This is a genomic window from Bradyrhizobium sp. Ce-3, assembly GCF_022835695.1.
Classification (GTDB): Bacteria; Pseudomonadota; Alphaproteobacteria; order Rhizobiales; family Xanthobacteraceae; genus Bradyrhizobium.
On the sequence record NZ_BQUV01000003.1, the window covers coordinates 1 to 18,901 of the forward strand.

Below are 18,901 nucleotides of genomic sequence, written 5' to 3' on the forward strand. Positions count from 1 at the left end.
TCACTCCACGGCATGGACGGCCTCCCGAATCGGACCAATCCAGCCAAGTTGATGTGTCAGCTATGTCTCCGAACACCCGTCAGTGATCTGTCCGGGCTAAACATTTCGCGGGTGATGACACCGAACTTGTCCAAGATCGCGCCCCACACTCGGTGTGTCCCTGCGTAAGCAGGGGACCCATAACCACAAATGCTGATTGTTGAACGAAGCTGGAACGACGAGTCCCGTTCACAACACGGGCCGCGGAGCATGGGTCCCTGCTTTCGCAGGGCCGACGTGCGGAGGGAGCCGCGCGCAATCCGCTCGTCAATCTGATCGCAACGCCGCCGTCTCGCGCCGCAACTACGTCCGAAACTGCCGGCGATAGAGCCCGGGCTCGCGGGCCATGCGGTTGGACAGTTCCTGGGCGCGCGACGTTTCATCCGGCGTCATCGGTGCGGTTTGCGCAATCCAGTTTTCGCGCTTCACCGGGAAGCATTGCGCAACCGGCGTGCCCTTGGGCAGCACGCCGCTGAAATTGGTGTCGTGCCAGCGTGCCGGGAAATGAATCCAGCTGTCGTGAAACAGATCGCAATCGACCATGCCGGTCAGCGTGGTGAACGGCAGGTCGAACCGGTTGACCGGATGGGTGAAGAACAGCGAGTAGCCCGGCGGCGCCTCGATGGTCCACAGATTGACGAACTTGATGACGAAGCGGTCCGCTTCGAACAGCGGCGAGCCGATCACCTGGCTCTCGTCGTGGAAGCCGACCGGCGAGCGCGGGAATTCGAGGACGCCCCCGGACGGCAGGTCGTTGTCCCATGTCATCTCGCCGTTCTCGATCTTGAGATCGCAGACCAGCGGCATCAGGAAGCCTGATGTCATCGCGTCGATGAACGGCGGGCAGCGCTTGACGGTATCTTCCTCGCGATTGCTCATCGCATTGAAGGCCTGCGTCGGCATCGCCTTGAGCCATCCGGGAAGCCCCAATGACGCAGGCACCGGCGGCGGAATCTTGCCTTCGAGCTCCGCCGGGCAGCGGAATTTGATGGCTATCGCTTCGTTGTTGTTGGACACGGCGTTGGCTCTTGGTTCGTTCACTGTCGGCAGCGCGCTTGCGCCTGTTGCGGCTGATCTAGCACGCGATGACGCAGCGGAGGAAGCAGCCGCATCGGTTGTCGGGCACCGCCCAGGATGGAGCTATAAGTTGTTGTTATCGTGACGGATAAGGCAGGCCCTCGATTCCTGCTGCGGCGCGCATGCCGCTCCAGCTTTGACGCGTCTTTTCGTTCGCCGGTGTACAAGACTTTGCCGATAGGCATTGGCTTTCGATGCCGGTCGGGCGCATCATGGCTGGCGTCGCTGACGACGTTTGCGAGAGGTAACGGAGGGATCGATGGCCGAATCGAAAGCTGAGACCGTCAACACTGCAGCCACCGCGCCGCCCTCCGGCGACAGCGGCAACGTCAGCGAGCTCGCGATCGCGACCGTCCGTACCGTGCCGATCGAGCAGGCGCAGTCCCGCACCGAGCACGATCTGCTCGGCGAGGACGACGTGCCGGCCAATGCGCTGTGGGGCATCCACACCAAGCGTGCGGTGATGAACTTTCCGATCACCGGCGTGCCGGTCGGCCATTTCCCGGAATTCGTCCGCGCGCTGGCGCTGGTGAAGCAGGCCGCCGCCCGCGCCAACAAGCGCCTCGGCTATCTCTCGCCGGAAAAGGCCGATGCGATCGACAAGGCCTGCATCCAGGTCGCGACCGACAAGGTCTATGCCGAGTCCTTCGTCGTCGACGCGATCCAGGGCGGCGCCGGGACCTCGACCAACATGAATGCCAACGAGGTGATCGCCAACGTCGCGCTCAAGCTGATGGGCAAGAAGCCCGGCGATTACCACACGCTGCATCCCAACGACGACGTCAACATGGCGCAGTCGACCAACGACGCCTATCCGACCGCGCTGCGGCTCGCGGTGATCTTCGCCACCCAGCCGCTGGTGCGCGCACTGGATGACCTCGCCTATGCCTTCAAGGGCAAGGCGGTGGAGTTTGCCGATGTCCTGAAGATGGGCCGCACCCAGCTGCAGGATGCGGTGCCGATGACGCTCGGCCAGGAGTTCGACGCCTTCCACGCCACCGTGAAGGAAGACGTCGCGCGGCTCAACGAGATTTCCTCGCTGTTCCGCGAGGTCAATCTCGGGGCGACTGCGATCGGCACCGGCATCAACGCCGACCCGCGCTATGCGGCGCTGGCCGTCGAGGAATTGTCGCGGCTGTCCGGCCAGCCGATGGTGCTGGCGTCCAACCTGATCGAGGCGACCTCCGATCTCGGCGCCTTCGTGCTGTTCTCCGGCGTGCTGAAGCGCGTCGCGGTCAAGGTGTCGAAGATCTGCAACGATTTGCGGCTGCTGTCGTCGGGGCCGCGCACCGGCATCGGCGAGATCCGGCTGCCGGCGGTGCAGGCCGGCTCGTCGATCATGCCCGGCAAGGTCAATCCCGTCATCCCCGAAGTGGTCAACCAGGTCGCGTTCCTGGTGATCGGGCACGATCTCACGGTGACGATGTGCGCCGAGGGCGGCCAGCTCCAGCTCAACGCGTTCGAGCCGACCATCGGCTATTGCGTGTTGAGCTCGCTGCGCATGCTGACGGCGGCGATCGATACGCTGACCAAGCGCTGCGTCGACGGCATCGAGGCCGATCGCGAGCGCTGCCGCAGCCTGGTGCAGGGCTCGATCGGCCTGATCACGGCGCTGGCGCCGGCGCTCGGCTATGAAGCCTCATCGCGCGTGGCGCGCCGCGCGTTGAAGGAGAACCGCTCGGTCGCCGACATCGTGCTGGAGGAGAAGCTTTTGACCGAAGAGCAGCTCAACCAGCTGCTCGAGCTCGAAGCCATGACCCGCCCGGCGCGCCGGCAGCCCGTGCCCAAGCTGAAGAAGGAGAGTTGAACGCGCGGAAGCGACGCCGTCCTCCAACGGCTATGACGGAGAACGCTCTGGCGAGCGCTACAGCGTCTTGATGAACTCGATCAGGGCGCGGCGCTCGTCTTCCCTCAGTTCCGGCCCGATCACGCCGAGGCGCTTCTCGTTGGAGAATTCGTGGCCGGAATTGCTGTTGCCGCGCTTGCTGGTGTCGAGCGCGAAGACGTTCTTGAGCTTGTCGTCGGAGACATAGCCGAGATTCTTCGGATCATACTCCCGGTTGCCGAGATAGACGATCGGGGGACGCTCCTTCACCGGCGACAGCAGCGCGTAGATGGTCGGCACCGACCCGTTGTGCAGATAGGGCGGCGTCGCCCAGATGCCGTTGAGCGGCCGGACCTTGTAGGCGAGCGGAGCCTGGATCTCGTTCGGCCGGTAGCCGTTGATGCGCTTGCGATCCTCGGGTGGGGTCTTGTTCTGGTCGTACCAGTAGTCGACGGTCTTCTCGACGAGGTCGCCGAGCGCCGGTCCGAACGCGCCGTCCTTGATCTTCAGGTTGGCCGGCGTCTCGACCGTGCGGCTCGCAAGGCCTTCGGCCTGTGCGCTGTCGGTGCCGATATGGCTGATCGGAATCATCTCGACGTCGAGCAGTAGCTGGCCGGCATCGTTCTTGATCCACCGCTTATCGTCCTCGAATAGCGCGAGGCCTTCGTTCGGCGGCAGCGCACTGCTGTTGATCGCCGGGCCATGGCAGTCCTGACAATGCTTCTTGTAGAGCTCGCCACCCGTCTTCGCGAGCAGCGGGTCGATCTTCGGCAGGATGTTATCAGGCCATTTGGGCGACGCGAGGCCGCCAAAGCCCTTCGTTTTGCTCGGCGGCTCACCGGCGATCATCTGCTCCATCTCGTGCAGCACGTCGATCCGCGCGCTCGATTTGAACAGGCCCTTGGACTCGTCGAGCAGATTGAGCTCGGCGCTGACGCCGAGCGCCTCGCCGGCATTGCGCACCATCGGCTGCATGATCGAGCCGTCATACTGCACCCAGCTGAACCACGGCGCGTTCCAGATCCGCGGGAAATGCACCGGCGCCGAATGCGAGGCGTAGTTGTTCGGATTGTTCAGGTCGATCGAGAACACCTGGTTGCCGATCCGGTTCAGCGCATCGAGCCGCGCATAGCCTTCCTCGACGCTGTTGGCGGCGACCTTGCTCTCCAGCGCATTGATGTTGGCGTATTGCTTCAGCACGAGATCGAGCTGGCCGCGCAGGGCCATGCGCTCGTCGACGCTGGAGTCCTTGCCGAGGATTTCGTCGGCAAAGCGCGCGAAGCGGCCGGGCCAGAACCGGGTCAGCAGCAGCGACAGGCCAACGGTCTTCTGGAATTCGAACAAATTGGTGTTGGCCGGGCCGCCGTCGATCACGATCTCGGTGCCGCGATAGCTGAAGCTTCCGGTGTGGCAGGCGGCGCAGGTGAGCCCGACCCCGTTCATGTCGGCCTTGCTGTGCGGGTTGCGCCAGGGGGCGCCGTTGGCGTCGGCCATCGGGCCGCCCCGCGCGAAGCCGATCGGCAGTGCATCGGGACTGCCCGGAATCACGGTGTCGGGAATAAAGCCGAAACGGCCGAGATAGTTGGTCTCGCTGAGCCGCGGCGCCGCGCTGAACGGCGGCCAGGGCGTCGGCTGCTCAAGCACCATGAACCATTCGAGAGGGATGCCGAAGGTCCGCGTACCCTGGTCGGCGTGGTAGAACCAGCGCAGCCGCTCGGCGCTGACATTCTGATTCAGCCACACGGTCTTTGCCGGCGGTTGGTAGTCGACCGCCTGAATACGGAAGCTCTTGGCCAGCGCATCGATATCGTCTTTGAAGTAGAAGACGCCGGCGACAATCAACAGCCCGATGAAAACGATCGTCTTGCGAGGCATGCCCCGTCCCCCAATTCGCGGTACCCGCGCGTCATATGGCTGAGATGTTAAAAATCGCCGAAAAACGAGCTCGCGTTAAGCGTGTGGTACGCTTTGCGCCATCCTACAGTGGCGGCTCCTGATCTAACAACGGAAATGTTGCGAAGGAAACGTTGCAAGGGAAATGTTGCAAGGGAAATCTCGATTCGCTGTGAGCCAGTCACTTGCGGCGCGGCGGCGGAAGCGGCATTTGCGCGCATCGCGGTCTGCGACTAAACATAACGGCGCAACAATTCTTCGAGATGTCATCTTGAACGCACGAGCTGCACAGCCGCTCACGATTACCGTCTCGGACGACAGCACGGTATCCGCACTGCTGCTGCGCCCGCCGCAGGCCCGTAGCGCCTACGTGTTTGCCCATGGCGCCGGTGCGGGCATGGCGCATCCGTCGATGACGGTGATTGCGGAGGGATTGGCCGAGCGCGGCATCGCGACCTTGCGCTATCAGTTTCCCTACATGGAGAAGGGCAGCAAGCGGCCCGACCCGCCCGCCGTCGCGCAGGCGACGGTCCGTGCCGCGGTGGCGGAAACCGCGCGCCGTTGCGGCGAACTGCCGCTGTTCGCCGGCGGCAAGTCGTTCGGCGGGCGCATGACTTCGCAGGCGCAGGCCAAGGCGCCGCTGGAAGGCGTGCGCGGGCTGGTGTTCCTCGGCTTTCCCTTGCATCCTGCCGGCAAGCCGTCGAGCGAGCGTGCCAAGCATCTTGCTGCGGTCAAGGTCCCGATGCTGTTCCTGCAGGGCACGCGCGACGCGCTGGCGGAACTCGATCTGCTCGAACCCGTGGTGAAGGGGTTGGGCGCGCGGGCGACGCTGCATCTGGCGCAGGAGGCTGATCACTCCTTCCATGTCCTCAAGCGCTCCGGCCGCAATGACCGCGAGGTGATGGCCGAGGTGCTCGATGCCTTCGCAGGCTGGGTTGCGAAGCATTCATAGTTTGTGGCCCGGATGCAGCGAAGCGAAATCGGGGGCAAGCTTCTCCGCCTGTGACACCGTCCCGGATTGCGCTTCGCTGCATCCGGGCTACTAATCTCCACCCATGACAAAGATCCTGATCGTCAATCCCAACACCACCGCATCGATGACTGCAACGATCGCCACCGCCGCGCGGGCCGTTGCAGCATCCGACACCGAGATCGTCGCCGTGACGTCGTCGATGGGGCCGGCCTCGATCGAGGGCTTCTACGACGAGGCATTCGCCGTTCCCGGGCTGATCGAGGCGCTGCTGAAGACGCTCGAAGCCGATGCCGGCATCATCGCCTGTTTCGACGACACCGGGCTCGATGCCGCGCGGTCGGCGGTGCGTTATCCGGTGGTCGGCATCTGCGAAGCGGCGCTGGTCACGGCCGGACAGATCGCCAAGCGGATCGGCATCGTCACCACGCTGCCGCGCTCGATCGTGCCGCTGGAGGAGCTGGTGTGCCGCTACGGCTTTGCCGACCGCGCCAAGGTTACGGCCTGCGATGTCGCAGTGCTCGATCTGGAGAAACCGGGCTCGGGCGCGCGTGAGAAGCTGCAGGCGGAAATCGCGCGAGCACTGGAGAAGGGCGCCGACGCGATCGTGCTCGGCTGCGCGGGGATGGCCGATCTGGCCCATGCGCTGTCGGTGCAATTCGGCGTGCCCGTGGTCGACGGCGTGGCCGCCGCGGTGAAGCAGGCGGAAGCGCTCGCAGCCCTCAAGCTCACGACGTCGCGCCGTGGCGCCTACGCTTCGCCGGTGGCCAAGGCCTATTCCGGGCCTCTGGAGAAATTCGCGCCGCCGTCAACTTGACGCGGGTTTCGTAGCCCGGATGGAGCGAAGCGCAATCCGGGGAGGTCGCGCCACCCTTCGAGAATCCCGGATTGCGCTGCGCTCCATCCGGGCTACGCGTCAGCCTGACGCCGCGCCGCCATAGATCCGGTCGCGCAGGCGGCGCATGCCGGACAGCCAGCGGTCGCGGTTGGCGGCCTTGCGCTGCATGTAGTCCTGCACCTGCGGATGCGACAGAATCAGGAAGCGCTCCTCGGCCATCGCCTCGATCACCATCCGCGCCACTTCGCCCGCCTGCAGCACGCCGTCGACCCGCGCCGCGCTTGGGCCCGGCGTCGTCATCCCGGTCTGCACCGATTGCGGGCAGAGCACGGAGACGCGGATGCCGCGATCGCCATACTGGATGGCGAGATGCTCGGCGAGCGCAACCGCCGCGTTCTTGGTGACGCCGTAAGGCATCGAATTCAGCGAGGCGAGCAGCCCCGCGGCCGATGCGGTGTTGATGAGATAGCCCGAGCCGCGCGCGAGCATGCCGGGCACCAGCACGCGCGCCGCGAACACGTGGCTCATCACATGCACGCGCCAGCTCACGTCCCAGTCGGCATCGGAGGCGGTTTCCTGTCCCTTGCGCGACAGCCCGGCATTGGAGAAGAACACGTCGACCGGGCCATATTTGTCCTCGGCCGCGGCGATCAGCGCCTTGATGTCCTCCTCGAGCCCGACATCGGCAGTGACAGCAAGCCCGTCGATGTCGCCGGCGACGCTGGCGAGCCGGTCGCGCGAGGTCTTGAGATCGGCGACCACCACACCGCGCGCGCCGGCCTCCGCATAGGCCCGTGCCACCGCTTCGCCGATCCCGCTCGCGCCGCCGGTGACGACACAGACCTTGTCCTTGACTTGCATGGTTCGATATCCCTGCTTGTTATCGCCTTGTCCGGATTGTCAGCCCTGATACAGCCCCTTGTCACGCGCCTTCTGGATCGCGAGTGCGGCCATCAGGTCGAGCATCGGGGTGGGAAGGTTGGCCGCGCGGGCAAACGTCGCCGGCGCGCGCACCAGCACATCGATTTCCATGGCGCGGCCGAGCTCGTAATCCTGCAGGATCGACGGCTTGTGGTCCGGTGCCGGCCCCGAGCGGGTGACACGCTTGACCTCGGGAATGGTGTGCGTCGCCACTGCATTGGCTTCGTCGAGCAGGCGCGGGATCACGTCCTGCATCGCAGGATCGTCGCGGACGCCGCGCGCGGTCAGCCCGGTCAGCAGGCAAAGCACCGACATCGACATGTTGGTCAATAGCTTCGACCAGATCGTCTCGCGGATCTCCCGGACGTCCGGCGATTCGATCGCGGCGTCATTCAGTGCCGCGCGCAGGGTGGTGATGCGCTCGCTCTGGCGATCATCGCATTCGCCGATCAGGAGGCGGTTGCGGTCCGGCGACAGGTTCGCCACGATGCCGGGCGCGACCACCTCGTTGGAGGAGAAGATTACGCCGCCGATGATCCGCTCCTTCGGGACGGCGGCACGCAGGTGGCCGCCGGGATCGAGGAAGCCGAGATCGGGGATGGCGGGATGTTGCGACGGCAGGCCGAGACCGTACCACCAGGGAATGCCGTTCTGCGCGAACACGATCGCGGTGTCGCGTTCAAGCAGTGGCGGCAGCCCGGTTGCGAGCGCGCCGATGCCGGTCGCTTTCAGCGTGCTGATGACGACGTCCTGCGGCCCGAGCTCGGCAGGATCGGCGGACGCTCTCACCTTGGCGGTGACGCTGCTGTCGCCGACCTTCAGCGTCAGTCCGCTGGTTCTGACCGCGTCGAGATGCGGCCCGCGCATCACGCAGGACACATCGTGGCCGGCGCGGGCCAGCCGGACCGCGAAGTGGCTGCCGACGGCGCCCGCGCCGAAAATGCAAATACGCATGAGTGGAACTGATCCTTGCAACGTGCCGCGTCAGTTTCCACAAGCGCGGGGCATCGCGCAACCCGTCATGCGCCTGGCGCGGCCGCGCGCGCTCGAAAGTGATGGATCAAGCCATCGCCTCTCGCCATAGTGGCCACAACAGCAATGCCGAACCAGGGAGAACGTCATGTCGGCCAGCCCAGTCCTGTGGAGCCTCGATGCGCGCGGGGTCGCGACCGTCACGTTGAATCGCCCCGAGGTCAACAATGCCTATGATGGCGCGCTGATCGCCGGCGTGCTGGCCGCGATCGACGATCTCTCGACCAAGCCGGTGCGCGTCGTCGTGCTGAACGGCAACGGCAAGCATTTCCAGGCTGGCGCCGACCTGAAATGGATCAACGGCGTGCGGCCGAAATCATCGGAGGAGAACGAGGCGGCGTCGCGCGCCACCTTCGAGGCGGTGCAGCGCCTCAACACGCTGCCGGTGCCGACGGTGGCGCTGGTGCAGGGCGGCTGCTTCGGCGGTGGCACCGGCGTGATCTCGGCCTGCGATATCGTGATCGCGGCCGACAATGCGCTGTTCTCGATCACCGAGGTGCGCTGGGGCCTGACCGCGGCGATCATCATCCCGCAGCTCTGCGATGCGATCGGCGTGCGCCAGGTGCGGCGCTATGCGCTGACCGGTGAGCGTTTCGGCGCCGAGGATGCCCGCCGCATCGGCCTGGTCCATGATGTGGTTCCGCTGGCCGAGCTCGAAAGCGCCGGCGCCAAGGTCGTCGAGCAGCTGCTCGGCAACGCCCCGGAGGCGCTGGCCGAGACCAAGAAGCTCGCGATGGAAAGCTCGTTCGGCGGCATGGCCGTGGACGATGCGGCCTACCAGCGCCTCGTCCATCTGCATTCGGCCAAGCGGCAAACCGCCGAGGCGGCCGAAGGGCTGGCGTCCTTTGCCGAGAAGCGCGCGGGCCGCTGGGGCGGCGGCGCGGCGTAACTTCAACAGCCCGTGCAGATGCCGCGGATGCTGCGATAGACCTCCTCGTCGTCGCGCCGCATCTGCTGCAACTGATCGAACGTCTTCGATTCGTTCGCGCGTGTGATCGGCGGATCGGGCTTGCGTTTGGCCGCCAGCTCCTGCTCCTGGCGATGGTAGCAGGCCTCGCGTTCCGGCTTGGCCTCGATGAAGCGGCAGGTCTCGATCGCCGCCGCGGGCGTCGCGACGATGATGAAGCCAAGCGAAACCGGCATCAGGAGTTTCAAGCGGGCGATCCTTTCGCGTCCTTGTCTCAGGTCGGCAGGCGAGGGGCAAGGCCACCGTCGTATCACAGCGACTGCGCCAGCGACTTTTTCAAGGTCTTCAGCAGCGCCTGCACCGCAGCGGCGTCGATGCGGCGCTCGGGAACGGCGGCCTTCACCCACAGTTCCGGGATCGGAAAGTCTGCCAGCAGCGGCTGCAACGCACGGTCGCGCAGCGCATCCGCGACCAGATAATGCGACAGCAGCGCGATGCCGTTGCCGGCGATCGCGCTTTGCGTCAGCACGCGGCCCTCGTTCGAGGAGAGGATCGGCCGCACCTGGATATTGATGCGGCCGCGCGGTCCCTCGAACGGCCATTCCGGTCCGGTCGGCAGGAAGCTGAGGCAGCGGTGATCGACCAGGTCGCGCGGATGTTTCGGCGTGCCGTGTTTCTTCAGATAGGCCGGCGAGGCGCACACCAGCCGCGGCAACCGGCACAGCGGCTCGTCGACGACGCCGCCGAAGGAATGCGGGAAGGCGCCGATGGCGATGTCGAAACCTTCGGTCACCGGATCGACCGGGCGGTCGATCATCACGATCTCGAGCTTCACGCTGCGGTTCTGCTTCTGGAAGATCGTGAAGGCGTCGGCGAGGCGCGCCACCGTCAGCGAGGTCGGCGCCTTGACGCGCAGATGATCGGACAGGTCGCGCTGCTTCTCGCCCATCCGCGACAGCAGATCGCCGACATCGGCAACCACGCCGCGGGCGCGGTGAACATATTGCTGCCCGGCCTCGGTTAGCCGCAACTGGCGGGTCGAGCGGTGGAACAGCGCGGTGCCGATCCGCTCCTCGAGCTGGGTGACGCGCTTGGCGATAACGGATGTCGCGATGTTGAGCTTGCGCGCCGCAGCCGAGAACCCGCCGGCGTCGGCGGTGGCGAGGAAGGCTTCGAGATTGACCAGCGTATCCATTCGCTCTCCCCGTAGCTTTTCTCGATTCGCGAAAGCTGATCACATATTTTGGTGGATTGTACTGCAATCCGCATCAATTCATAGTTCGCCCAATCAACTTTGTTCAGGGCGGAAATGATGCTGATCAGCACGATCGAAGAACCTGCGCGGCAGGTCCCCCTCTATGGCGAATATGACGTGGTGGTGCTCGGCGGCGGACCGGCCGGCATCGCGGCCGCGGTCGGCGCGGCACGGGCCGGACGGCGGACGCTCTTGATCGAGCGTTACGGTTTCCTCGGTGGCATGGGCACCGCGGCCGGCGTGACCAACTTCTGCGGACTGCATGCCAACATCTTCGGCGAGATGCACCGCGTGGTGCAGGGCATCGCCTCCGACCTGCTGGCGCGGATCGACCGGCTCGGGGGCTTGAACGCACCGCATCTGATCCTCGGCAAGATTTTTGCGCAGGCCTATGACACCGCGGCCTACAAGATCGCCGCCGACGATCTGCTGGCGCATCACAAGGTCGACATCCTGTTCCACGCGCTCGGTGCCGGCGTCGTGATGGACGGCGCGCGCATTCGTGCGCTGATGGTGGAAACCAAGGCCGGGCGCCAGGCGGTCGTGGCCAGCATCTTCATCGATTGCTCCGGTGACGGCGACCTCGCGGTCTGGGCCGGTGCGCCCCATGAGGTCGGCGACAACCAGGGCGGCATGCTCTACCCCTCGATGATGTTCCGCCTCAACGGCATCGATCCGGCGAAGGCCGGCGATGCGTGGCGGACGATTCCGGAGCGGATGGCGCAGGCCGAGGCCGCCGGCACCTATAAATTCCCGCGCAAGTCGGCGATCGTGCGGCCGCAGAAATCGCAGATCGAATGGCGGGTGAATTTTACCCAGGTGACGCGCAGCGATGGCGGCGCGATCTCGGGCATCGATCCTGATGACATGACGCGCGGCGAGATCGAGGGCCGCCGCCAGGCGGTCGAGGCGTTCAGATTCCTGCGCACGGTGCCGGGCTTCGAGAATTCCTACATCGTCGATCTGCCGCCGCAGCTCGGCATCCGCGAGACGCGGCGCGTGATCGGCGGCTACATGCTGTCGGGAGAAGATGTGCTGGGTTGCGCCTCGTTCGCGGACTCGATCGGCGTCAACGGCTGGCCGATGGAAAAGCACGTGCCGGGCGATGTGACCTTCGAATTTCCGCCGATCCCGGAAAGCCGCGGCTACAACGAGTTGCCGTACCGCATGCTGGTGCCCGAGGGCGTCGACAATCTCCTGGTCGCGGGCCGCTGCGCCTCGATGACCCATGAGGGACAATCGGCGGCGCGTGTTTCCGGTGCCTGCTTCGTGATGGGCGAGGCGGCGGGAACCGCGGCGGCGCTGGCGCTGTCGGGCAATACGATTCCGCGCGACATTTCCGTCGAAAAGTTGCAACAACAGCTTGGCAAACAGGGCGCGTTCATCGGCCGCGATCAGGCCGTGCCCGAAGGACTCTAGCGCGTTTTCAAGCGAAGTTGATCCCGGTTCGCGTAACGAAGATGCATCAAGACACGAATCCGGAGCCACCGTTCCGGTGTGATCGGAACGGACAAGGCTTCAAGCGGAGGATGGAATGAAGGGTTGGGCGCGGCTCGCACTCGCGGGTCTCTTGGTCTGGGCCGCGAGCGGTATCGCGCGAGCCGATGACCTGCTGAAGGCGAAGATCGGCGTGTTGCGGCTGTCGTCCTCGGCGCCGGTGTTCATCGCGCAGGACAAGGGCTATTTCCGCGACGCCGGCCTCGATGTCGAGCTGAAGTTCTTCGATGCGGCGCAGCCGATCGCGGTCGCGACCGCCTCGGGCGACGTCGATTTCGGCGTCACCGCGGTCACCGCCGGTCTCTACAACCTCGCGGGCAAGGGCACGCTCAAGGTGATCGGCGGCATGAGCCGCGAGAAGGCCGGTTATCCCCTGATCGGCTATTTCGCCAGCAACAACGCCTATGCGAGCGGCCTCAAGACCCCGAAGGATCTCGCCGGCAAGCGCGTCGCGGTGACCCAGGTCGGCTCCAGCTTTCACTATTCGCTCGGCCTGCTGGCCGACAAATACGGCTTCAAGCTATCAGACGTGAAGATCGTGCCGCTGCAATCGCTGTCGAATGCCGCCGCGGCGCTGAAGGGCGAAACCGTCGATGCCGCGCTGCTGCCGGTCTCGACCGCGCGAACCTTGATCGATGCCAACGGCGCGAAGCTGTTGGGCTGGGTCGGCGACGAGACACCGTGGCAGCTCGGGGCGATCTTCGCGTCGCCGAAGATACTGACCAACCCTGAGCTGGTGAAGAGGCTGCTCACCGCGCTGACCCGCGCCGACCATGAATATCACGACGTGATCCTGACTTCGATCAAGGACGGCGTGGCGCCGATCAACGAGGAGACCAAACCGCTGCTCGAGATCATCGCCAAATACACCAACCTGCCGGTCGCGCAGGTGGTCGGCAACTGCGCCTATATCGATCCGGACGGCAAGCTCGACGTGAAGAATCTCGACAACCAGATCAAATGGCTGCAGGGGCAGGGTTTCGTCGACAAGGGCTTTGACGCGAATGCGATCATCGCCAAGGATTACGTGAAGGCGGATTGATGATGAGCCGCGCGCACTGCTCTATCCCCGTCAGCCCCGCGCAAAGGCTTCGCCTTTGTCGCTGGAGGAGCCGCGAAGCGGCGTCTCGAAGGGTCGACGGCCCGGATGCAGCAGTTCGGCCGTGCATCCTTCGAGACGCGCGCAAGTGCGCGCTCCTCAGGATGACGGGTCAAGGAGTGAGCCGCTAACATGGACCTGATCGCCGACCATATCAGCCATCGCTTCGGTGCACTCGACGTGCTCGACGATGTCTCGTTCCAGGTCTCGGCCGGCGAGATCGTCGCGATCGTCGGTCCGTCCGGCTGCGGCAAGAGCACGCTGCTGTCGATCCTCGGCGGCCTGCTCCGCCCGAGCAAGGGTGTCGCCGAGCTACGCGGCGCGCCGCCGGCGGATAGCCTCAATCCATTGACCTTCGTGTTCCAGGACTTTGCCTTGCTGCCGTGGAATACGGTCGAGGAGAACGTCGCGTTTCCGCTGCTGCACACCGCCTTGGGCGCCGGCGAGCGCCGCACCGTGATCGACGACGCGCTGCGCCGCACCGGCCTGACGGATTTCCGCGCTGCTTACCCAAAGCAGCTCTCCGGCGGCATGCGCCAGCGCGTCGGCATCGCGCGGGCGCTCGCGGTTCGTCCGGCCATCCTGTTGATGGACGAGCCGCTGTCGGCGCTGGATTCGCAAACCCGCGAGCTGCTGATGGAGGACTTCGTCGGCCTGCTCGCCGACGGCGCGATGGGTGCGGTCTATGTCACGCATAATCTCGAGGAAGCGGTGCGGCTCGCCGACCGCGTCGTGGTGCTGTCGCGCCGGCCGGGCCGCATCAGGGAGATCGTGACCATTCCGATGACGCGCGCCGAGCGCGGCACGGCGGAGGCGCGCGGGCGGATGGCCGCCTTGCAAGGCGAATTATGGTCGCTGATCCGGAAAGAGGCGATCGATGCCGAACGCGAGGTCCAGCATGCTTGACCGCTCCCCGCAGCAGGCGAAGGACCAATCGGCGGAAGCAACGCGGCCGGTCGCGTTTCGCGGCGCCGGTTTCACGCCCGGCGGCAGCCGCCATGCCGGCTGGATCGCGCTCGCGCTGGTGATCGCGGTCTGGCAGCTCGCCGGCAGCGCAGGCTGGGTCAATCCGCTGTTTCTGCCGGCGCCGTCGGCGATCGCGGCCGCGATCTATAAGCTCGCGATGTCGGGTGCGCTATGGCAGCATCTGTCGTGGTCGATCATGCGGATCGGCACTGGCTGGATCATCGGCACGGCCGCCGGTGTCATTGTCGGCTTCGCGATCGGGCTGTCGACCATGGCGCGCGGCGTCGGCATCACCTTCATCTCGGCGCTGTTCCCGATTCCGAAGATCGCGCTGCTGCCGCTCTTGATCCTGTGGCTCGGGATCGGCGAGGAGCCGAAGATCGCGACCATCGCGCTCGGGGTGTTCTTCTCGACCGCGATCTCGGTCTATAGCGGCGTCGATGCGGTGCCGCGCAATCTGATCCGGATGGCACAAAGCTTCAACGTGCCGTTCCACGCCATCGTCCGCCGGGTGATCTGGCCGGGCGCGCTGCCCTCGATCCTCGCCGGCTTCCGCATCACCGCATCGGTGGCGCTGCTGCTCGTCGTCAGCGCCGAGATGATCGGCGCGCAATACGGCATCGGCGCCTTCGTGCTGCAGGCCGGCAACCTGATGCAGACCGATCAGCTGCTCGCCGGCGTCGTGATCCTGTCGCTGTTCGGGCTTGTGGTCGGGAAGCTGATCAATCTGCTCGAGGTGAGGCTGTTGCATTGGCGGTGAGGGGCGCACCGCCGGCCACACCCAAGGTGTCGTCCCGGCGAAGGCCGGGACCCATAACCACAGGGCATCGTTGTTAGAAAAAGCTGGGGCCCCAGCGCGTTCAACCGATCAAGAGTGGTGGTTATGGGTCCCGGCCTTCGCCGGGACGACGTAGGGTGGGTGCGGCGCGCCTTGCCCCTACAACCGCTTACGCGTTGCCCCGATCCTCGCGGAACAGATCGAGCTTCTGCTGCACCGGACGATCCGAGAACGAGAACAGCACGGAGTCGGCATCGGCCTCGTGGGTGACCCAGTGCCAGCTCGGCACCACGAACAGATCGCGCGGTCCCCACTCGAAGGTCTGATCGCCGACCCGGGTGCGGCCACGGCCTTCGATCGCGGCGAACACGGTGGCGTCGGTGGCGCGATAGCGGGCGGTCTTGAAACCCTTCGGCAGCAGCTGGATGAAGGTGCCGATGGTCGGCATCGCGAAATCGCCGGTCTCGGGGTTGGAGAATTTCAGCTTCAGGCCGTGACAGGCATCCCATTCATCGCGGGCCCGGGCCTTTTCCAGCGTCTCGCGGGTGTGCTCATAGGGATAGTTGAAGATCGGCGAGGTCTTCGACGACCGCTTCTGGTCGATCGGCAACAGGTTGCGGCCATAGCGCGCGAAGCTGTCGCCGGCCGGCCTGGAGATCTTCTGCTGATCTTCTTTGGCGCCTTCGGCAAACGAGCAGTCGAAGAACTGCACCATCGGGATATCGAGCCCGTCGAGCCAGAACATCGGTTCGCTGGTTTCGTTGGAATGGTCGTGCCAGGTCATCGACGGCGTGATGACGAAATCGCCCGGCGCCATCGCGGTGCGCTCGCCGTCGACGGCGGTATAGGCGCCCTTGCCCTCGAGCACGAAGCGCAGCGCCGACTGGGTGTGGCGATGCGCGGGTGCAACGTCGCCAGGCACCACCATCTGCACGCCGGCAAACAGCGAGGTCGTGATCCTCGACTGGCCGCGCAGGCCGGGGTTCTCCAGCACCAGCACGCGGCGTTCGGCTTCCTTGGCCGTGATCAGTCTGCCCGCCTCGTTCATGTAGTCGCGGATCTGGTCGAACTTCCACAGATGCGGGCGGCAGGCGCTTCGCGGCTCGGGCGTGACCAGATCGCCAAGCACGTTCCACAGCGCGGAGAGATTTTCGCCGTCGATCTTCTTGTAGAACGCCTCGCGCTCCGGGGTCTTCTGCACGGCTTCCATGGCAAGCCTCCCATCGTTCTTGTTGGCGCAATTTAATTGACAGTATACTGACAATATGGCTAGCGTCAACGGAACAAGCCAATCACGAAATGCAAGGGAGGTTCCGATGAAGCTGCATGGCTATTTCCGGAGCAGCGCGTCCTACCGGGTCCGGATCGCCCTCAATCTGAAGGGGCTCACCTCGGAGCATCTGCCGCATCATCTGCGCAAGGGCGAGCAATGCGCGCCGGCCTATCTCGCGATCAATCCGCAGGGGCTGGTACCGACGCTGGAGAGCGATGCCGGCGCGATCCTCACCCAGTCGCTCGCGATCATCGAATGGCTCGACGAGACCAATCCCAATCCGCCACTGCTGCCGAAGGACCCGATGCGGCGCGCCAAGGTGCGGGCGTTCGCGCAGGCGATCGCCTGCGACACCCACCCGGTGCAGAATCTGAAAGTGCTGGCGCGGCTGCGCAAGCTCGGCCTGGCCGAGGAGCAGGTCACGGAATGGGCGGCCTGGGCCAATCGCGAAGGTCTTTCGGCCTGCGAGACCCTGATCGCTGACGAGGCCGGGCCGTTCTGCTTCGGCGATGTGCCGACGCTGGCCGATCTCTGCCTGGTGCCGCAGCTCGCCAATGCGCGGCGCTTCGGCGTCGACGTTTCGGCCTATCCGCGCCTGCTCAAGGCCGAGGCCGCCGCAAAACAAGTCAAGGCGTTCGCCGACGCCGCCCCGGACAAGCAGCCCGATGCCGAATAGCAAGCCAACGCCGGTCACCATGGACGCGGTCTACACCGCGCCCGGCTATCTGTTCCGGCGCATGCAGCAGATCGCGGTCGCGCTGTTCATCGAGGAGTGCAAGGCGTTCGACCTGACGCCGGTGCAATACGCCGCCCTGGTCACGATCTCGACCCACCCCGGCATCGACGCCACGAGGCTGTCGGCGGTGATCGCGTTCGACCGCTCCACGCTCGGCAATGTGATCGAGCGGCTGCAGGCCAAGGAGTTCATCGTGCGCAAGCCGGCGCCCGAGGACAAGCGGGTCAAGCTGCTCTACCTCACCAAGGCCGGCGCCGCGGTGCTCGGCGATATCATGCCTTCGGTTGACAAGGCGCAGGCGCGGATGCTGCAGCCGCTGAGGCCGGCCGATCGCAAGACGCTGCTCTCGCTCCTGACCCAGCTCGTCGACCTCAACAACGAGGCCTCGCGGGTGCCGCTGCGCGCCGAGGATGCGCTCGAACATCTCGGGAGATCGGGCTGATGGTGGACAGCAAGCCGGTCCTGATCGCGGGTGGCGGCATCGGCGGCCTCGCCGTGGCGCTGGGCCTCGCCCAGAAAGGCATCCGCTCGATCCTGCTGGAAAAGGCTTCGGCGCTCGGCGAGATCGGCGCCGGCATCCAGCTTGGGCCGAACGCGTTCCACGCCTTCGACTATCTCGGCGTCGGCGAGGCCGCGCGCAACATGGCGGTCTACATCGATCAGCTGCGGCTGATGGATGCGCTGACCGCCGATGAGATCACCCATATCGACCTCGGCGACTCCTTTCGCGCGCGGTTCGGCAATCCCTATGCCGTGGTGCATCGCGGCGATTTGCATGGCGTGTTCCTGCGCGCCTGCCAGAATCATGAGCTGATCGAGCTGCGCGTGAGCAGCGAAGTCACCGGCTATGAACAGGATGGTTCGTCGGTGACCGCGAAGCTCGCGAACGGCGAGCGCGTCACCGGGCGTCTGCTGATCGGCGCCGATGGGCTGTGGTCGAACATCCGCAAGCAGGTCACGGGCGACGGCCCGCCGCGCGTCTCCGGCCACACCACCTATCGCTCGGTGATCCCGACCGAGCGGATGCCGGAGGATCTGCGCTGGAATGCGGCGACGCTGTGGGCCGGGCCGAAATGCCACATCGTGCATTACCCGCTGTCGGGCTGGAAGGTGTTCAACCTCGTCGTCACCTATCACAATGACGCGCCCGAGCCGGTCGCGGGCAAGCCGGTCTCCGAACAAGAGGTGATGAAGGGCTTTACCCACGTCCACGAGCGGGCGCAGAACATCATCCGCCACGGCACCAACTGGAAGCTTTGGGTGCTGTGCGACCGCGATCCGACCGAACGCTGGATCGACGGCCGCGTGGTGCTGCTCGGCGACGCCGCGCATCCGATGCTGCAGTATTTTGCGCAGGGCGCCTGCCAGGCGATGGAGGACGCGGTCTGCCTGTCGCATATGCTGGCCCATCATGACGACCACGCGGCCGCGCTCGATGCCTATCGCGCACAACGCTTCCCGCGCACCGCGCGGGTGCAGCTGATGTCCCGCGCGATCGGCGAGCACGTCTACCATCCCTCGGGCGACCACGCCCGCATCCGCAACGCGATCATGAGCGCGAAGTCGCAAGACCAGTGGTGCGACGATATCGCGTGGCTGTATGGCGGGACGGGGCTGGGGGCGTAGCTGCGTCGGGCAACGGCAAATTGAGAGAGTACGCCGTGCGGCACCCCTCTCCCTAACCCTCCCCCGCAAGGGGGGAGGGAACGCTGCCGCCGGTGCCTCCCTTACGTTCGTGCAAGCATGTCGAGAACGAAACGGCAGCAGGGAAGAGTGTAGGTGAGGTGAGCACGCG

The 18,901-nt window shown here is 65.5% G+C and carries 18 protein-coding genes; 11 read left to right on the forward strand and 7 right to left on the reverse strand.

The window, feature by feature from the left end:
* Positions 1-342: 342 nt before the first annotated feature.
* Entirely contained in the window at positions 343-1,056 is a 714-nt protein-coding gene (locus BRSPCE3_RS11055) for a hypothetical protein (protein ID WP_244065850.1), read from the reverse strand.
* Between the two features lie 319 nt (positions 1,057-1,375).
* On the opposite strand from BRSPCE3_RS11055, the gene BRSPCE3_RS11060 reads away from it, so the two are divergent.
* Entirely contained in the window at positions 1,376-2,923 is a 1,548-nt protein-coding gene (locus BRSPCE3_RS11060) for an aspartate ammonia-lyase (RefSeq protein WP_244065851.1), read from the forward strand.
* 57 nt (positions 2,924-2,980) lie between these two features.
* Here the strand turns inward: BRSPCE3_RS11060 and BRSPCE3_RS11065 are convergent, their stop codons facing one another.
* Positions 2,981-4,816 (reverse strand): di-heme-cytochrome C peroxidase, encoded by a 1,836-nt coding sequence (locus tag BRSPCE3_RS11065; protein WP_244065852.1) that lies wholly within the window; start codon positions 4,814-4,816, stop codon positions 2,981-2,983.
* A gap of 289 nt (positions 4,817-5,105) precedes the next feature.
* Between BRSPCE3_RS11065 and BRSPCE3_RS11070 the strand changes: the two genes are divergently transcribed.
* Together BRSPCE3_RS11070 and BRSPCE3_RS11075 are read left to right on the forward strand one after the other, a co-directional pair.
* Positions 5,106-5,786: an alpha/beta family hydrolase gene (locus tag BRSPCE3_RS11070; protein ID WP_244065853.1), complete on the forward strand. Its 681-nt coding sequence runs from the start codon at positions 5,106-5,108 to the stop codon at positions 5,784-5,786.
* 103 nt (positions 5,787-5,889) lie between these two features.
* Positions 5,890-6,621 carry an aspartate/glutamate racemase family protein gene (locus BRSPCE3_RS11075; RefSeq protein WP_244065854.1) on the forward strand — a complete coding sequence of 244 codons (732 nt, stop codon included), beginning with the start codon at positions 5,890-5,892 and terminating at the stop codon, positions 6,619-6,621.
* Positions 6,622-6,720: 99 nt separating this feature from the next.
* On the opposite strand, the gene BRSPCE3_RS11080 is transcribed toward BRSPCE3_RS11075, so the two are convergent.
* Both BRSPCE3_RS11080 and BRSPCE3_RS11085 read right to left on the reverse strand, forming a co-directional pair.
* Entirely contained in the window at positions 6,721-7,503 is a 783-nt protein-coding gene (locus BRSPCE3_RS11080; RefSeq protein WP_244065855.1) for an SDR family oxidoreductase, read from the reverse strand.
* Between the two features lie 39 nt (positions 7,504-7,542).
* Positions 7,543-8,517 carry a ketopantoate reductase family protein gene (locus BRSPCE3_RS11085; RefSeq protein WP_244065856.1) on the reverse strand — a complete coding sequence of 325 codons (975 nt, stop codon included), beginning with the start codon at positions 8,515-8,517 and terminating at the stop codon, positions 7,543-7,545.
* A 166-nt stretch (positions 8,518-8,683) separates the two neighbouring features.
* Between BRSPCE3_RS11085 and BRSPCE3_RS11090 the strand changes: the two genes are divergently transcribed.
* Entirely contained in the window at positions 8,684-9,484 is an 801-nt protein-coding gene (locus BRSPCE3_RS11090) for an enoyl-CoA hydratase-related protein (protein ID WP_244065857.1), read from the forward strand.
* 2 nt (positions 9,485-9,486) lie between these two features.
* Here BRSPCE3_RS11090 and BRSPCE3_RS11095 read toward each other — a convergent pair whose 3' ends face one another.
* On the reverse strand, positions 9,487-9,738 hold the full coding sequence (locus BRSPCE3_RS11095; protein WP_244065858.1) for a hypothetical protein: 252 nt from the start codon (positions 9,736-9,738) through the stop codon (positions 9,487-9,489).
* Between the two features lie 74 nt (positions 9,739-9,812).
* A complete protein-coding gene (locus tag BRSPCE3_RS11100; protein ID WP_244065859.1) occupies positions 9,813-10,697 on the reverse strand; it encodes a LysR family transcriptional regulator in 885 nt (294 codons plus the stop codon).
* Positions 10,698-10,814: 117 nt separating this feature from the next.
* On the opposite strand from BRSPCE3_RS11100, the gene BRSPCE3_RS11105 reads away from it, so the two are divergent.
* The 4 genes from BRSPCE3_RS11105 (at position 10,815) to BRSPCE3_RS11120 (ending at position 15,079) form a co-directional block, all read left to right on the forward strand.
* Complete coding sequence (locus BRSPCE3_RS11105; protein WP_244065860.1) at positions 10,815-12,176, forward strand: FAD-dependent oxidoreductase; 1,362 nt, start codon at positions 10,815-10,817, stop codon at positions 12,174-12,176.
* Positions 12,177-12,291: 115 nt separating this feature from the next.
* Positions 12,292-13,296: an ABC transporter substrate-binding protein gene (locus BRSPCE3_RS11110; protein ID WP_244065861.1), complete on the forward strand. Its 1,005-nt coding sequence runs from the start codon at positions 12,292-12,294 to the stop codon at positions 13,294-13,296.
* Positions 13,297-13,485: 189 nt separating this feature from the next.
* Positions 13,486-14,259 (forward strand): ABC transporter ATP-binding protein, encoded by a 774-nt coding sequence (locus tag BRSPCE3_RS11115; protein ID WP_244065862.1) that lies wholly within the window; start codon positions 13,486-13,488, stop codon positions 14,257-14,259.
* Positions 14,252-15,079 carry an ABC transporter permease gene (locus tag BRSPCE3_RS11120; protein WP_244065863.1) on the forward strand — a complete coding sequence of 276 codons (828 nt, stop codon included), beginning with the start codon at positions 14,252-14,254 and terminating at the stop codon, positions 15,077-15,079. Before BRSPCE3_RS11115 ends, BRSPCE3_RS11120 begins: the two co-directional genes overlap by 8 nt.
* A gap of 187 nt (positions 15,080-15,266) precedes the next feature.
* On the opposite strand, the gene gtdA is transcribed toward BRSPCE3_RS11120, so the two are convergent.
* Positions 15,267-16,307 carry a gentisate 1,2-dioxygenase gene (gtdA, locus tag BRSPCE3_RS11125; RefSeq protein WP_244065864.1) on the reverse strand — a complete coding sequence of 347 codons (1,041 nt, stop codon included), beginning with the start codon at positions 16,305-16,307 and terminating at the stop codon, positions 15,267-15,269.
* A 106-nt stretch (positions 16,308-16,413) separates the two neighbouring features.
* On the opposite strand from gtdA, the gene maiA reads away from it, so the two are divergent.
* The 3 genes from maiA to BRSPCE3_RS11140 are packed head-to-tail and all read left to right on the forward strand — an operon-like array spanning position 16,414 to position 18,732.
* The gene (gene maiA / locus BRSPCE3_RS11130) at positions 16,414-17,046 is read left to right on the forward strand and encodes a maleylacetoacetate isomerase (protein ID WP_244065865.1); all 633 of its coding nucleotides are present in this window, start codon (positions 16,414-16,416) and stop codon (positions 17,044-17,046) included.
* On the forward strand, positions 17,036-17,548 hold the full coding sequence (locus BRSPCE3_RS11135) for a MarR family winged helix-turn-helix transcriptional regulator (protein WP_244065866.1): 513 nt from the start codon (positions 17,036-17,038) through the stop codon (positions 17,546-17,548). The genes maiA and BRSPCE3_RS11135 overlap by 11 nt, the downstream gene beginning before the upstream one ends.
* Complete coding sequence (locus BRSPCE3_RS11140) at positions 17,548-18,732, forward strand: 3-hydroxybenzoate 6-monooxygenase (protein WP_244065867.1); 1,185 nt, start codon at positions 17,548-17,550, stop codon at positions 18,730-18,732. The genes BRSPCE3_RS11135 and BRSPCE3_RS11140 overlap by 1 nt, the downstream gene beginning before the upstream one ends.
* Positions 18,733-18,901: the final 169 nt, after the last annotated feature.

Bases quoted from the DNA above. Each gene is read 5' to 3' on its own strand.
- BRSPCE3_RS11135 (WP_244065866.1), top strand. From the start codon at position 17,036: ATGCCGAATAGCAAGCCAACGCCGGTCACCATGGACGCGGTCTACACC.
- BRSPCE3_RS11095 (WP_244065858.1), bottom strand. From the start codon at position 9,738: ATGCCGGTTTCGCTTGGCTTCATCATCGTCGCGACGCCCGCGGCGGCG.
- BRSPCE3_RS11140 (WP_244065867.1), top strand. From the start codon at position 17,548: ATGGTGGACAGCAAGCCGGTCCTGATCGCGGGTGGCGGCATCGGCGGC.
- BRSPCE3_RS11080 (WP_244065855.1), bottom strand. From the start codon at position 7,503: ATGCAAGTCAAGGACAAGGTCTGTGTCGTCACCGGCGGCGCGAGCGGG.
- BRSPCE3_RS11075 (WP_244065854.1), top strand. From the start codon at position 5,890: ATGACAAAGATCCTGATCGTCAATCCCAACACCACCGCATCGATGACT.
- BRSPCE3_RS11120 (WP_244065863.1), top strand. From the start codon at position 14,252: ATGCTTGACCGCTCCCCGCAGCAGGCGAAGGACCAATCGGCGGAAGCA.
- maiA (WP_244065865.1), top strand. From the start codon at position 16,414: ATGAAGCTGCATGGCTATTTCCGGAGCAGCGCGTCCTACCGGGTCCGG.
- BRSPCE3_RS11110 (WP_244065861.1), top strand. From the start codon at position 12,292: ATGAAGGGTTGGGCGCGGCTCGCACTCGCGGGTCTCTTGGTCTGGGCC.
- BRSPCE3_RS11085 (WP_244065856.1), bottom strand. From the start codon at position 8,517: ATGCGTATTTGCATTTTCGGCGCGGGCGCCGTCGGCAGCCACTTCGCG.
- BRSPCE3_RS11105 (WP_244065860.1), top strand. From the start codon at position 10,815: ATGCTGATCAGCACGATCGAAGAACCTGCGCGGCAGGTCCCCCTCTAT.
- BRSPCE3_RS11100 (WP_244065859.1), bottom strand. From the start codon at position 10,697: ATGGATACGCTGGTCAATCTCGAAGCCTTCCTCGCCACCGCCGACGCC.
- BRSPCE3_RS11065 (WP_244065852.1), bottom strand. From the start codon at position 4,816: ATGCCTCGCAAGACGATCGTTTTCATCGGGCTGTTGATTGTCGCCGGC.
- BRSPCE3_RS11060 (WP_244065851.1), top strand. From the start codon at position 1,376: ATGGCCGAATCGAAAGCTGAGACCGTCAACACTGCAGCCACCGCGCCG.
- BRSPCE3_RS11115 (WP_244065862.1), top strand. From the start codon at position 13,486: ATGGACCTGATCGCCGACCATATCAGCCATCGCTTCGGTGCACTCGAC.
- BRSPCE3_RS11090 (WP_244065857.1), top strand. From the start codon at position 8,684: ATGTCGGCCAGCCCAGTCCTGTGGAGCCTCGATGCGCGCGGGGTCGCG.
- gtdA (WP_244065864.1), bottom strand. From the start codon at position 16,307: ATGGAAGCCGTGCAGAAGACCCCGGAGCGCGAGGCGTTCTACAAGAAG.